Below are 13630 nucleotides of genomic sequence, written 5' to 3' on the forward strand. Positions count from 1 at the left end.
CGCGGCGTTGCGGTGGCAAGGTGAATGTGCTCAGTGAAGGAGCACCGCCGATGCCGCCTGGTCAGTCGAAGGTCGAGTTGTATGCCGCGCTGCGGCGTGACGCTCGCGAGGGCATGTCGAACCGGGCACTGGAGCGCAAGTACCGGGTGGGCTGGCGGACTGTTCAGAAGGCGCTGAGTTCGGCGTGGCCGCAACCTCGGGAACCGTACGCGCCTCGCCGTTCCAAGCTGGATCCGTTCAAGCCGGTGATCGACCAGATGCTGCTGGCTGATCTGGATGCGCCGAGGAAGCAGCGTCACACGGTGGTCCGGATCTATCGCCGGTTGATCAACGAGCACGCGATGGACGACGTGTCCTACCAGGTCGTGCGCACACGTCGCCAAGCGGAAGCCGGAGATTCGGGTCGAGGCCGGCCGTGGCCCGGCGCAGGTGTTCATCGAGCAGTCGCACCTGGCCGGCGCCGAAGCCGAGGTCGACTTCGGCGAGGTCGCGGTCCGTTTGCGGGGCGAGCTGGTGAAGTGCCATTTGTTCTGCCTGCGGTTGTCGTTCTCCGGGAAGGCGGTGCACCGGGTGTTCGCCTCCGGCGGTCAGGAGGCGTTCTTCGAGGGCCACGAGCACGCATTCAGAGTGCTGGGCGGCGTGCCGTTCGGCAAGATCCGGTATGACAACCTGAAGGCCGCGGTCGCGTCGGTGCTCGGCTTCACGCGGCGCCGGCTCGAGACCGACCGGTGGACCGCATTTCGGTCCCACTACGGCATCGAGCCGTTCTACTGCACGCCGGGAATCGGGGGCGCCCACGAGAAAGGCGGCGTCGAGGGCCAGATCGGCTGGTTTCGCCGCAACCACTTCGTTCCCGTCCCCGAGATCGACTCGCTGGCGCACTTGAACATGCTGATCGACGAGTGGGATCTGGCCGACGAGGCCCGGCGGATCGGGACCCGTCCCCGCACGATCGGCGAGCTGTTCGCCGTCGAACGGCCGTTGTTGAAGCCGTTGCCCGTCGAGACGTTCGAGACCGGCCGCTGGTTCACCCCACGGGTCGACCGGTTCTCCCAGATCACCGTCCGCACCCACCGTTACTCGGTCCCGACCCGGTTCATCGGCCGCCAGGTCCGGGTCTTGCTGCACGCCTCCGAGCTCGTGGTGTTCGACGGCCGCACCGAGATCGCCCAGCACGAACGGCTGCTGACCAAGAGCGGATCACGGCTCGAGCTCGATCACTATCTCGAAGCGCTGCTGCGCAAACCGGGCGCGCTGCCCGGCGCCACCGTCCTCGAACAGGCCCGGGCCGCAGGCCAGTTCACCCGATCCACGAAGCCTGGTGGACAGCCGCCTGCAACGCCCACAGCGACACCGTCGGCACCCGCGCTCTGATCGAGGTTCTGCTGCTGCACCGGCACATGCAGCACGACCACGTCGTCGCCGGCCTGGCCGCCGCGCTGCAGGTCGGAGCGCTCACCGCGGACGCGGCCGCGCTGGAAGCCCGCCGCATCGCCGACAACGACGAACCGACCTCGGCCAAGCCACGACGCCGAGCCACTACCGAGGCAGACCGGGCCGTCGCAGCGACCGTCACCTCGCTGACCCAGCGGCCCCTGGCGCAACTGCCCAAAGACACCCGCCCCATGCCTGACGTGTCGATCTACGACCAGCTGCTTCCCAGCCGGCGAGCCGCCGTGGCCGCCGCTGGGCGCGCGCCGGCCCCCGAGACCTACTCAGAAGCCGAGCAGGAAGAAGCCGCCGCCATGAGCCCTCGCCGCCGGATGAGTGAACAAGCCGCCCAAGCCGCCGGATGAGTGAACAAGCCGCCCAAGCCGCCGTCGACCAGGCATGCCGGGTCCTGCGACTGCCCACAATCCGCAACCAGTTTCCCGACCTGGCGGCCAAGGCCGGCAACGACCAGATGTCCTACCTGGTGTTCCTGGCCGAACTGCTGCTGGCCGAGTGCGACGACCGCGCCAGGCGCCGCTCCGAACGCCGGATCAAGGCCGCCCAGTGCCCCCGGAAGGCCGGTGCGATGGCGCTTTGTCACCGCGAGGAGGACGACCGCCGAACCTGCCGTGTGGTCTGGGGCTGCTCCAACCGACCCCTCTGGTGGAAGTGGGCCGATCGTCCGACCGCCCCGTTGGAACTCTGTCCCTACCCGGATCTGATGGACGGCTGACATCCACACCTGACATCAACAACAGCGGACTTCGGCCTACTTGGTGCTGGCCGCAGTACGGACGGTCGCGGATCGAACTCCTGAAGCGGTGATCGCTCGACCCACCGCTGCAGGCGGGCGCAGGCCACAGTGCGCTGCCGGCTTCGGTGAAGCAGTAGATCAGGAAGGTCCATTTCTCCAGCCGCACGGTATCGGCGCAGGCGCGGCTGCCCCACTGGCCTTCGGGCGCCTCAACCGTCAGGCTTCCTCCGCCGGACAGGCCTCAGTCTCGGTCGTGCAGCAGTTCCTCCGCCTCGTGCTCCCGGCCCGCGAGTCTCAGCAGGGCGGCAAGGGTCTTGGTGAGGCGTTCGGTGACCCGGTGGTCGGGGTCCCCCACGCGTACGGCGCGCAGGCGTGCGTCCTGGAGCAGGGGGACGGCTTCCGGCACGCGGCCCAGTCGGTGCAGGGAGAGCGCCAGGTTGTGGACCGCGGCGAGCGTGTCGGGGTGGTCGTCGCCGCGGACCCGCCGGGACCGGGCCACGTTGTCCTCGTGGACGCCGTATGCCTCCTGGTGCCTGCCCAGGTAGTTGAGCGTGACGGCGAGGGCGTTGGACAGGCGGAGGGAGTCGGGGTGGTCGGCTCCCGGCGCGCCGGACCAGGTCCGCCGCAGGAAGACGATCAGGTCGTGTGCCGGCTGGTGCTGTCCGCTCGCCATCAGGTAGTCAACGGCTTTCAGCAGTCGTGGGCGGAGTTCCGGCCGCTCGGCCGCCCCGAGGTGGCCGGTGGTCAGGTGCGCGGTGAACAGGGACCACAGGGGCCACGCGTCGGGGACGTCGGGCCGACCGATGTCGACGGCGGCGAGGAAGGCGGCGACCTTGCCCGACACCGCTTCCTCGTCGGTCCGGGCGCGGACCAGCGCCTGGGTGAGCCGGTGGATCCGGAAGGTGTCGTCCTCCACGTCCGCCAGGCCCCGACGGGCCAGCGGCCGAAGGGCCGTTTCGGGCGGCGGCGGGTCCAGATGGAGCCCGGGGAGCGCGTACTGCTGGAGGAGTTCCGGCGCCCAGGTCACCGGGATGGGCTCGGGGCCGAGGAACGCCGTCATGCGCAGGAGGTCCATGGCGACGAGATCTTCGTGGCCGAGGCTGGTGACGGCCTGTGAGACCGGAGGAGGATAGGGGTCGTTCGCCACTCCTGTCCTGTGGGTTTCGACGGCTCGTGCGAGAGCGAGAGGGTGGTCTCCCAGTTCTTCGGCGCGAAGGTAGGCCTCCCTGGAGGTCACCCCCAGCCGCTCGGTGAGGAACTCCACCGCGTCGAGGCGTGTGAACACCCCCAGGCGAGTCGGGCGGGCGCGCTCCGCCCACGCGGGGTTCCTCGATGTGATCAGGACGTGACCGGGCCCGTCAGGAATGTAGCGGTCGGCCGTTTCCGGGTCCTCCACGCCGTCGAGGACGATGAGCCAGTCGTCACGCGTGCGGAGACGCTCGAACAGCTCCGGCAGCAGGTGGGGGATCAGCCCGGGGGTCATCCGGACACCGAGGTGGAAGCCGAGTTCCGCGTATTGGACGGGGATCCGCTCGGCGTCCTTGGCGTCGATCCACCAGACCGCGTTGTAGAGACGGGCGAAACGGTGGGCGTACTCGACGGCGACCTCGGTCTTGCCGACGCCGACTTGGCCGTGCAGCACCTGCACGGCGCCGCGTTCCTCCGGCGCGAAGACATCACGCAGGTGCGCGAGTACCCGCTCCCGTCCGGTGAAGTCCGGGTTGCGGCGCCCGACGTTCCAGGTGTCGGGCACCGACAGGTGGGTGGGGACAGGCGGGCGTCGGAAAGCCGGGGGTGGCAGGGGGGACGGGAAGGGGGGAACTGGTCCGGGCACCGGGCCGCGGACCGCGTCCAGCAGGGCGGCCAGGGCGGCCGGTTCGTCAAGACCGAAGAGGTTGCGGCGCAGCACACTCCGCAGGGACTCCGGCAGGTCCTCGGGAGTGAAGGCTTCCACAGCCAGCGGAATGACGCGATACGTGCTCAGGACGTCGGTGTCGAGTCCGGCCCATCCTGACGCGGCATAGGTCTTCGAGAGCAGCATGATCACGGCGTCGGCGTTCTGCGCGGCGCTGTGCAGGTGCCGTGCGAACGCGGCCCCCGGGGGAACCTCGGGCACGTCCAGGACGACGTGGTGCCCCGCCTCCTCGAGGTGCCAGGCGATCCACTCGGCCCATGGGCGGTCGACACCGGCGTAGCTGATCAGCAGGGTCCGGGGAGCGGTCGCCTCGGCCCCTGTCGGATATCCGGGGCGCCCGCCGGAGAAACGCGGGGCGAGTGCCTTCGCGTGGGCGCGCAGGACACGGGAGAGGTGCGCGGCGGAAGGCCGTACACGCGGATCGCGGGCCACGCACTGCCGCAGGACGCGTTGCAGTTCGCCCTCCGCCGCTGGGAAACCCGGGAGCATGGTGAGCAACAGGGCACCGAGCGCGAAGACGTCGGACGCTTCCGTGGGCTGGGTCGGGCGGCGGGCTGCCAGTTCGGGTGCGAGATAGGCGCTGTCCAGTTCGGGGGCCGGGCGCTGCCGGCTCGGGACGCCGTCGATCGTGGCGGTCGCCCAGTCCGCGATGAGCACTTCCTTCTCCGTGACGAGCACGCGGTCGGGGGTCAGTGCACCGTGCACCATCTGTTTGCCGTGCGCGCGGGCCACTCCGGCGGCCAGTTTGGCGCCTGTCAGGGCCAACTGAGTCTCGCTGAGAAGCCCATCGCGCAGCAACGCCTTGAGGGTCTGGGGCGGCTGCCTGCTCGCGAGCCGCAGGTGGGGGTCGACCGCCAGCCACGGCTCGTCGTCCAGTTCCTGCCGCCAGAGCATGGGCGCGCTGAGACCGATGAGGCGTACCAGTGCCGTCGCCTCGGTGCGGGCCAGGTCCCTGTCGGCGGTGCGGTCCCCGCTGCGGGGCACCCGCAGCAGCGTGATGCGGTCCGGGTCGGTGTCGCGGGGAGAGGACCAGGCGAGGTACTGCACGACATGCCCGTGGACGACGCTGCTGCGGGCGAACAGGGTGTACGAGCCCAGCCGGGCCGGGTCATCCTCCCGCAAACTCTTCCATGGCGAGCCCGGCCGGTCGACGAGTCCTCTGACGTCGGCTCTCCCGCCTCCCGAAGGCGGCAACGAAGGGGACGCAGACGCCGGGGCGGCGGACAGGCCGAGGCGCCGCAGCAGGCGTTCGTCGGCGATCGTGAACGGCCGTCCCGTAGCGCTGACCCGGCCGGGGCCGTGCTCGTGTGCCAGCCAGGCGGCGAACTCCGGTGCGCTGCCCGCCAGTTCGGTGAGACGGGTCACGAGCGCCCGACTGGTCCGCAGCAGTTCGCTCGCCGGTACGGTGCTCAGCAGGATGCGCCGGGTGTCCTCGGGGAAGTCGAAGACGCGGTGTTCCGGGTGGGTGCGGTCACCGCCCGTGTCCGTGCGGCGCATCATGCCGCCGAGGAAGACCTCCGCCAGGTGGCTGGTGTCGATGTGGTCCCCCAGGACGCCTTGGATCAGCCGCATGACCGGCACGGTCACCGGTGCGACGGCTGCCGTGTGGGCGGCGAGACGGTAGGCCTCGGGGGTGGCCGCTGCGCGGAAGCGCAGCACGTCGTGGCCGGCGTCCTGGGGGTCGGGCCAGGGCGTGGTGGGGGGCAGGGCGGGCGGCAGGGGGGCCAGCAGGCGCATTCGCTCGCTCGTGCCGGCGGAGCCGATGAGGCGGGCCCAGGCCTCGACCACGGACGCCGACGGTTCCAGGACGGGGACGGGCAGTCCGTCGAACGGGGCCAGTTCCGGTGGCAGGACCGGATCGCGAATCTGCCACGTGTGGTTGGCGGCTCCCGCGCGCCGGGTGGTCACCTGCCACAGCCGGCCGCGGATGCCCGAGTTGTCGCGCAGGGGTTCCGGCAGGGTGTGCATCACGGCGGTCGGGCCGTGCCGGGCCAGGCGCGCGAGGAAGGCGTGCATCCGTCCGTCCTGCCAGGCCGTTCCGACGCCGTCGCTCATCACCAGCAGCAGGGTGCCGCCGGCGGCGTCGGTGGCACTCACGGTGGGCGCGGCGCCGTGGTCCTCGCCGAGGTAGGGGCGCATGAAGATCCGCGGGGCGTTCTGGCTGCGGGTGTCGAGGCCGTGCACGCGCACGGTGCGGAAGGCTCCGCTGCGTTCGAGGAGCTGCCGTACCTCGGTGACGAGGCGGCGCCACAGCAGCATGGACACGCCGTCGTCGACCAGCATCACCAGGTCGAGCCATCGGATGCGGGCGGAGCGCAGGACGGGGTCCAGGAGCCCGGTCTCCGCCACGGCCGTCACGGTCGCCCGCTCATCCAGTTCCCAGGCGCGCGGATCGGGGCGGCTGCGTTTGAGGGGCCGCAGGGCCCGACTCAACGGCAGTTCCTCCCGCGTCAGGACCTTGCCCTCCGGAATGCGGAGCGGAAGCGCCGGCGAGGTCTGCTGGTGCCCGGCGCCGTCGGCCGCGTGCAATGCGCCGCCGGTCCCCTCCGGGCCGCGCGGCCGGGTGGAGGCGCGGGCCGCCTGGTCCGCCGCGGTGTTCTGAGCGGGCCGGTTCGCGGCGTTCGACGGCCGGGGGGTCCTGGAGTGCCGGTGGCCCGGGTCCCGCGAATCGCCTTCGCCGGACTGTCCCCGGACGGCTCCGGGGTGTGCGGCGTCGTCCGTCCGCCCGGCCGCGCGGGCCAGTGGGGCTGCGGCACCCGGGGGCATGTGCCGGGCCAGCCACAGGACGTCGAGCAGTTCCTCGGCGGACACGGGGATGCCGCCGTCGGCCAGTACCTTCAGGAGCGCTTCCGGCATCATGGCTACACGGTGCCGCCGAGCCGGTGCAGCACGGCGTCCAGAAGACCGTCGGCGTCCAGGCTCACTCCGCCCATGCGCAGGAACACCGCGTTCAGCAGCTGGTCGGTGGCGAGTTCGCCTCGGGCGCGCCGGTTCAGGAACGCGGCCATCAGCTCGTCCATGCCCGCCACCTCGGACTCGCCGAGGTGGGCCGCCACGATGGCCCGCAGTTTGTCCTCGTCGGGGTCGGGCAGGTCCAGGCGGATGCAGCGGCGGAGGAACGCGGGTGGGAACTCGCGCTCGCCGTTGCTGGTGATGACTACGACGGGGAACTCCTCGCAGCGCACCCGGCCGCGCACCAGCTCGGCCTGGGCTCCCGCGTCGAAGGTCATCACCGTGACGGTGGTCTGGCTGTCGGGGAGCCTGGCCAGCTCCGGGATCTCGAACTCGCCCTCTTCGAAGACGGTCAGCAGGTCGTTGGGCAGGTCCAGGTCTCCCTTGTCCAGCTCGTCGACGAGCAGCACCCGGGGCCGGGCCGTGGGCAGCAGCGCGGTGGCCAGCGGCCCGAGCCGCACGTAGGAGCCGATGCCCAGGCCGGGTTCGTCGTCCCCGCGCGCGAGGTTGCTCTCGCGCAGCCGGCCGACCGCGTCGTACTGGTACAACGCGTCCTGCACGGTGCTGCGGCTGTTGACGGACCAGGTCAGCACCGTACCGAGGCGCAGCTCGCGAGCGATGGCGTACGCCAGCGAGGACTTGCCGGTGCCCGGATGCCCGGTGACGAGCAGCGGCCGTCGCAGGTGAAGGGCGGCGCTGACGACGTCCGCCTCCTTCCCGCCGATGAGGTACGGGCGCTCGTTGGCCCGGGTAGTGCGGGGAAAGCGTCGCCAGGGCGGTGCCGAAGGCAGGGCGACGTGCCGTTCCTCGCCGTCGCCCCGGAACAGCCGCCACTCCTCGTGGTCGGCTACCGGAGTTCCCCGCACGCCACCGGTATCGGTCATCGCGTCTGCGCTCCTTCGGCTGGGTCCATGAGACGGTGGCGGCTCGGCAGCGGCGAGGGTTCCTCCGGTTCCCACACCAGGGACGGGCGCGCCTGGTGGCGCTCGGGGTCCGCCCAGATCTTCCCCCGGAAGGTCCGCACCCTCTCCGGCAGCTGGAACAGCGGTCCGTGCGGTGCGATTTCGTCGAGGCGGCGGGCGTCCGCGTGCGACTGTGCCACCCGGTCCCAGAGGATCACAGGGACGCCGCAGGCCAGGCAGATCTCCAGCAGGATCTTGCGAGCCAGGGCCGGGCCGTGCAGGACGACCTTGCCGGTGCGCTCGTGGGACGTCCGCAGCAGGCTGTAGAGCTGCTTGGGGTCGGCCGTCTTCTCGTCCACGACGAGCGGTTCGGCCGCGTCGGCGTCCGACCAGCGGGCGCGCAGCATGTGCGCGTGCTTGGGGTTGTGGCCGGTGATGTCGGGGCAGCGCAGTGCCACCCGGTGGCCGACTCCAAGCGGTTCGCCCGGCAGCCACTCGATCGCGTTCCCCGCGTCCCACTCGTCGACCGGCAGATGCAGCCCCTCCCGGTCGACGAGGATGTCCACGTCCTTGACCTCCTGGCCGCTGTCCAACTCGGCGCGCTCCGCCGCCTGTCGGATGAGCCGCCCGATGCGGTCCGTGGTGGCGGGTCCCGACTCCTCGGTGAACACGGGGACCGGCGTTCCGTCCTCGCGCACCTGCCACAGGCGGCACCGGTGCTGCCCCGGCGGGTCCGAGGCGAAGGTGCTGATCTGCGCGACGATACGGGTGACGGCGGCCGGCTGCCGAGCAGTCCAGGCGGCCGCGTCGGCCCTGCGCTGGGCCAGGGCCGCCTGGTGTACGCCGAGTCGGCGGGAGACCCGCCCGCTCCACGAGCGCAGCTCCTCGCGGTGCGGGTCGGGCAGTGCCGCCGCCGTGAACTCGACGAGCTTGAGCAGCGCGGGCACCGAGGGTCCGCCGTCCGGCAGATCACCGTCGGGAAGTGTCTCCAGCTCGCCCAGTGCCGCCTCGACGTCTTCCGGTGACAGGCGTGCACCGCGCAGCGCGGCGGGCAGCGGGATGTAGCGCAGGGCCTCGCGGGCCGCGCGGGGCAACAGGACGGGATCGTTCGCGGCGACCTGCTTGAGCCTTCCCATCAGCCTCCGGTGCTCGCCGACGGAGAGCAGCCGGGCGGTGTCGGACAGCCGGCCCGCCGCGAGCAGCCGGTCCAGCGCCTGTGGACGCCCGCTGCCGGGGTGGGCGGAGGCCAGGGATTCGGTCAGGGTGGCCAGGGCGCGGTCCGCCGTGATGAGCAGGTCCGCCAGCTCCTCCACACCGGGTGCCGACGCGTCCGCGGGTGGGTGATAGCCCAACTGGTCCGCGAGTCTTCTGGCGTGGTCGGCCCGGATCAGCGGATCGCCGAGGAGTTCCCACAAGGCCTGGCCCAGTGCCTCCCGTGCGGGATCCGCGGTTATGGTGTCGCGTGCCGGGCACCGCTCGATCAGGTCGCCGGCGCCCGCGGCGAGCAGTTCGGCTCGGATGGTCTGCCAGGGCAGCGCCCAACTGCGCCGTATCACCTGCTGGCCGGTGAGCGGGCCGTGCGTCTCGCGGTGCGCGACCACGAGGCCGACCACGGCCGGATCGTGCCGGTACCACAGTGGTCCGCCGCTGAAGCCGGGGGCGATGGCCGCACCGGACAGCGCCCCGTCGAGGTAGTAGATGCCCTGGTCGGCCAGTTTGACCTCGGTGTCTGCGAAGCCGCCGGCCTTGCCGTCGGGACCGAAGGCGCGGACCGCCTGGCCCTCGGCCATCTCCCGCCACACTGCGGGCCGGGCCTGCTCGGGCGCGGGTTCCGTCAGCTCCAGGACGCACAGGTCGCCGTGCCAAACCCCCGAAGGCATGCGCCGGGGCGGCACCCACACCGTCACCCGGGCGACAGTCCGTCGAGGCGTCCCGGCGGTGTGGAAGACGACGTCCAGTCCCTCGGCGGCGGGGCGGTCGGCGGTCAGGGGCCGCACGTCGAGGGCGTCGTTGACCACATGCGCGCAGGTGAGAACCTGACGGGGGGACAGCAGCACCGCGGTGCCCGCCTCCTTGCCGCCGCGCTCTTCCACGCCCCCGGGGCCCCGCCTCAGCAAGGACACGACGGGGCTGGGGGAGCCATCCTGTCGGAACCAAGTCATCGGTCAGTTCGATCCGCTGCCGAGCCGCCAGGTCGCCGTGATTTTCATCGTGGCCTGGCCGCTGCCGCCGACGATCCCGAGCTTCAGGTCCTGGCCGATCTGCACCCCGAACTCCACGGAGACGTCCTGCGGCGGCTTCTCGGCGCCCATGATCGAGTCGTGCACGTGCTGCAGTACCGGGCCCAGCGGCCGCAGGGTCGCCTTCAGGGCGTCGGCGGCCATCGCCGTCACCCTGGCCCCGCCGCTGGACACCGGTGTCCAGCCGTCGCCGTCCGCGACGGGCTCCCCGACGTCGGCGAGTTCCAGACGCACTTCCGCCCCGACGAGGCTGACTTCGATGTAGTCGGGCATGGAGCCATTCTGCCCACCAACTGCCACCCGGGTAACGGACTTTACGGCACTGAGACCGGCCACCGGACGTACAGCTGGGCACCGGTGAGCGGTACCAGCGGGCAGCGCACCCGAACCTGTGCGACGGCTGCTACTCGGGCCCCGGGGCAACCTGCTCAATTTGCAGCCGGGTCCGGCCCCTGCACCAGCCGCGATCAACAGGGCCAGCCGATCCGCGCCACCTGCTACCAGCGACACCGCACTGGCGAGCCGCGCGCCCGCGGCGGTCGGACCAAGCCGGTCAACACCCGATGGGCGAACGGGCCGGTCCGCATGCCGCCCGAGCTGAGGACAAATCAGGAGACGTCGTTACAGCCGTCGACTAGCCTCGCGAAGTTGTTCTTCGTGCCTCCAGGAGGAGACCTCATGGCCCAGGCATTTCCGCCCATCGAACCGTACGCGCACGGCCTCCTCGATGTCGGTGACGGAAACCAGATCTACTGGGAGACCAGCGGGAACCCCGATGGGAAGGCGGCCCTCTGCGTGCACGGCGGCCCCGGCAGCGGAGGGCACCGCGGCAGTCGCAAGATGTTCGATCCCGAGGTCTTCCGGATCGTCCTGTTCGATCAGCGTGGCTGCGGTGAAAGCCGGCCTCACGCCTCCGACCCGTCCGTCAGCCTCGATCACAACACCACCGACCACCTCATCGCCGATATGGAGCGGCTACGCGAGCGCTTGGGCATCGAGCGCTGGCTCCTCTACGGCGGCTCCTGGGGCTCAACACTGATCCTCGCCTACGCTGAGCGCTATCCCGAGCGGGTCTGCGAGATCATCATCGCCGGCGTCACCACGACCCGGCCGGAGGAGACCGACTGGCTCTACCACGGCGTCGGACGCCTGCTGCCCGGCCCCTGGGAGACATTCCGCGACGCACTCCCGGAGGCGGACCGGAGCGGCAATCTCGTGGCCGCCTATGACCAACTGCTGAACAGCCCTGATGAGGCGGTCAGGGCGAAGGCGGCGCGGGACTGGTGCGCTTGGGAGGATGCTGTCATCGCCCACGAAGTACTTGGTCACCCGGGCGCCTACAGCGACAAGACCGACGACGCACTGATGGCATTCGTTCGGATTTGCGCGCACTACTTCGCGAACGATGCCTGGCTTGAAGATGGACAACTCCTGCGTGACGCACACCGGCTGGCCGGCATCCCGGCTGTGCTGATCCACGGCCGACTCGACCTCGGAAGCCCATTGAAGACCGCGTGGGAGTTGTCCAAGGCGTGGCCGGACGCGGAGCTGGAAGTGATTGACGAATCCGGACACACAGGCAGTCCCGCGATGCAGGACGCGATCCTGGAGGCGATCGCGCGGTTCGGCAAGAGCGGACGGTGATCGGCACCGCTGCGCGGCGTCAGGCGTCCCGCCGCCGCACACTCCACGCACCTGCCGCCAGCGCGGCCGCCGCCCACAGCGCCGCCACCGCCAGGCCGCTCCAAGGGCCGAGCGCGCCGTCGGACGTCTCGTGGAGGATCACCTGGCCCGCCTTGTCGGGCAGGAAGTCCGCGATGCCGCCGGAGACTCCCCCGACGACGAAGGACACGACGAGCAGGAACGGGATGAGGATGCTCAGGGTTGCCACGCCGCTGCGCAGGAGGGCGGTCAGGCCGGCCGCGAGGAGGGCCATCAGGGCAAGGTAGGCGCCACAGCCGATGACGCCGCGCAAACTCTCGGCAGCCCCGAGTCCGCTCGCCTTGTCGCCGAGGACGGCCTTGCCGACGGCGAGGCTCACGACTCCGGTGAGCAGGCCGGCTGCCAGGGACAGTACGCCTATCGCGACCGCCTTGGCCGTGAACCACAGGCCCCGGCGGGGTACGGCGGCCAGCGAAAGTCGGAGAGCGCCGCCCTGGAACTCGGACGAGACGGCCGTCGTACCGAAAGCGACGGCGGCGGCCTGGCCGAAGTTGACGCCGAAGAACGCGGCGAAGAGCGGGTCGGAGTCGGTGCTGTCGGAGTCCAGTCCGGCGAGCGCGGAGAAGATCGCAGTCGCGAGGACGACCGCGAGGAGGGCCCACTGCATCGACCGCAGGGTACGGATCTTGATCCACTCGGAGTGGAGGACGGGTGCGAACGCCATGGTCAGGCCTCCTGGGACTGGGCGGGAGTGGCAGCCACGAAGGAAGCGGCGGTGAACTCGGCCTCTGTGGCCGTCAGATCGAGGTATGCCTGCTCCAAGGTGCCCTCCTCGGCGGCGAGTTCGAGGATCGATAGGCCGACGCCGGAGGCGAGACGGCCGATGTCGTCCACGCGCGCGTCGAACACGGTCCGGCCACCATGCTCGCCCTCCGCCGTGCGGTAGCCGTGTCGTGCCAGGAGGTCGGTGAGGGCGTCGGCGTCCGTGGAGCGCACCCGTACGCGGGGCTGCAGGCGCGCGTGGATGAACTCCCGCATCGGGGTGTCGGCGAGAAGACGGCCGCGGCCGAGGACGATCAGGTGGTCGGCGAATGAAGCGGTCTCGTTCATGAGGTGGCTGGAGACCAGGACGGTCCGGCCTTCACGGGCGAGGCGGCGCAGCAACTCCCGTATCCAGATGATCCCTTCGGGATCGAGGCCGTTGGACGGTTCGTCGAGCAGGACGACGGGCGGATCGCCGAGCAGGGCCGTCGCGATGCCGAGGCGCTGGCGCATGCCCAGGGAGTAGGTCTTCACCCGGCGCCGCGCGACCTTCGCCAGGCCCGTCTCCTCCAGCACCTCGTCCACGCGGGCGGGCGCGACGCGGTTGCTCGCCGCGAGCGCGCGCAGATGGTCGCGGGCGGTGCGTGATCCGTGCGCGGCCCGCGCGTCGAGCAGCGCGCCCACGTGGCGCAGGGGCTCGTCGAGGCCGACGTAGGCACGGCCGCCGACGGTGGCGGTGCCGGCGGTCGGCCGGTCTAGGCCGAGGACGAGCCGCATGGTGGTGGACTTCCCGGCGCCGTTGGGGCCGAGGAAGCCGGTGACGCGGCCGGGCTCCACACGGAAAGTGAGGTGGTCCACGGCGCGGACGGTGCCGTACTCCTTGGTGAGGTCCTGTACGTCGATGCTGGTCATGGGCACAGCCTGGCCGTCGGCGGGGGGCGGGGCCTCCCCCGCGGGGGGAGAGTTCCTCCCCCGTCTGGGGGAGGCCCGTTGTCGGTGGCGGCTGGCACGA

Annotated in this window: 7 protein-coding genes and 2 pseudogenes; 3 read left to right on the forward strand and 6 right to left on the reverse strand. The window is 71.2% G+C overall.

The annotated features are described in order from the left end of the window. Positions 1 to 50: 50 nt before the first annotated feature. Together istA and ACIPFH_RS05630 are read left to right on the forward strand one after the other, a co-directional pair. A pseudogene (gene istA, locus ACIPFH_RS05625) lies at positions 51 to 1667 on the forward strand (IS21 family transposase); the annotation flags it as partial. Positions 1668 to 1792: 125 nt separating this feature from the next. Beyond that, positions 1793 to 2008: pseudogene (locus tag ACIPFH_RS05630) on the forward strand (ATP-binding protein); the annotation flags it as partial. A gap of 418 nt (positions 2009 to 2426) precedes the next feature. On the opposite strand, the gene ACIPFH_RS05635 reads toward ACIPFH_RS05630, so the two are convergent. The 4 genes from ACIPFH_RS05635 to ACIPFH_RS05650 all read right to left on the reverse strand — a co-directional run bounded on the left by ACIPFH_RS05635 (position 2427) and on the right by ACIPFH_RS05650 (position 10467). Beyond that, positions 2427 to 6959: an SAV_2336 N-terminal domain-related protein gene (locus ACIPFH_RS05635; protein ID WP_401823350.1), complete on the reverse strand. Its 4533-nt coding sequence runs from the start codon at positions 6957 to 6959 to the stop codon at positions 2427 to 2429. Positions 6960 to 6961: 2 nt separating this feature from the next. Continuing rightward, positions 6962 to 7936, reverse strand: coding sequence for an AAA family ATPase (locus ACIPFH_RS05640; protein WP_401823353.1), 975 nt, complete (start codon positions 7934 to 7936; stop codon positions 6962 to 6964). After that, complete coding sequence (locus tag ACIPFH_RS05645; protein WP_401823355.1) at positions 7933 to 10047, reverse strand: trypsin-like peptidase domain-containing protein; 2115 nt, start codon at positions 10045 to 10047, stop codon at positions 7933 to 7935. Before ACIPFH_RS05645 ends, ACIPFH_RS05640 begins: the two co-directional genes overlap by 4 nt. A gap of 72 nt (positions 10048 to 10119) precedes the next feature. Then, positions 10120 to 10467, reverse strand: a complete 348-nt coding sequence (locus tag ACIPFH_RS05650; RefSeq protein WP_401823358.1) for a CU044_2847 family protein — start codon at positions 10465 to 10467, stop codon at positions 10120 to 10122. 405 nt (positions 10468 to 10872) lie between these two features. Here ACIPFH_RS05650 and pip point away from each other — a divergent pair, with 405 nt between their 5' ends. Next, complete coding sequence (pip, locus tag ACIPFH_RS05655; protein ID WP_401823359.1) at positions 10873 to 11838, forward strand: prolyl aminopeptidase; 966 nt, start codon at positions 10873 to 10875, stop codon at positions 11836 to 11838. Between the two features lie 19 nt (positions 11839 to 11857). Here the strand turns inward: pip and ACIPFH_RS05660 are convergent, their stop codons facing one another. Together ACIPFH_RS05660 and ACIPFH_RS05665 are read right to left on the reverse strand one after the other, a co-directional pair. Next, a complete protein-coding gene (locus ACIPFH_RS05660; protein WP_401823361.1) occupies positions 11858 to 12580 on the reverse strand; it encodes an ABC transporter permease in 723 nt (240 codons plus the stop codon). 2 nt (positions 12581 to 12582) lie between these two features. Continuing rightward, the gene (locus tag ACIPFH_RS05665; protein WP_401823363.1) at positions 12583 to 13530 is read right to left on the reverse strand and encodes an ABC transporter ATP-binding protein; all 948 of its coding nucleotides are present in this window, start codon (positions 13528 to 13530) and stop codon (positions 12583 to 12585) included. Positions 13531 to 13630 lie beyond the last annotated feature (100 nt).

The sequence above is a fragment of the Streptomyces sp. NPDC088157 genome (assembly GCF_044741545.1).
Lineage (GTDB): Bacteria > Actinomycetota > Actinomycetes > Streptomycetales > Streptomycetaceae > Streptomyces.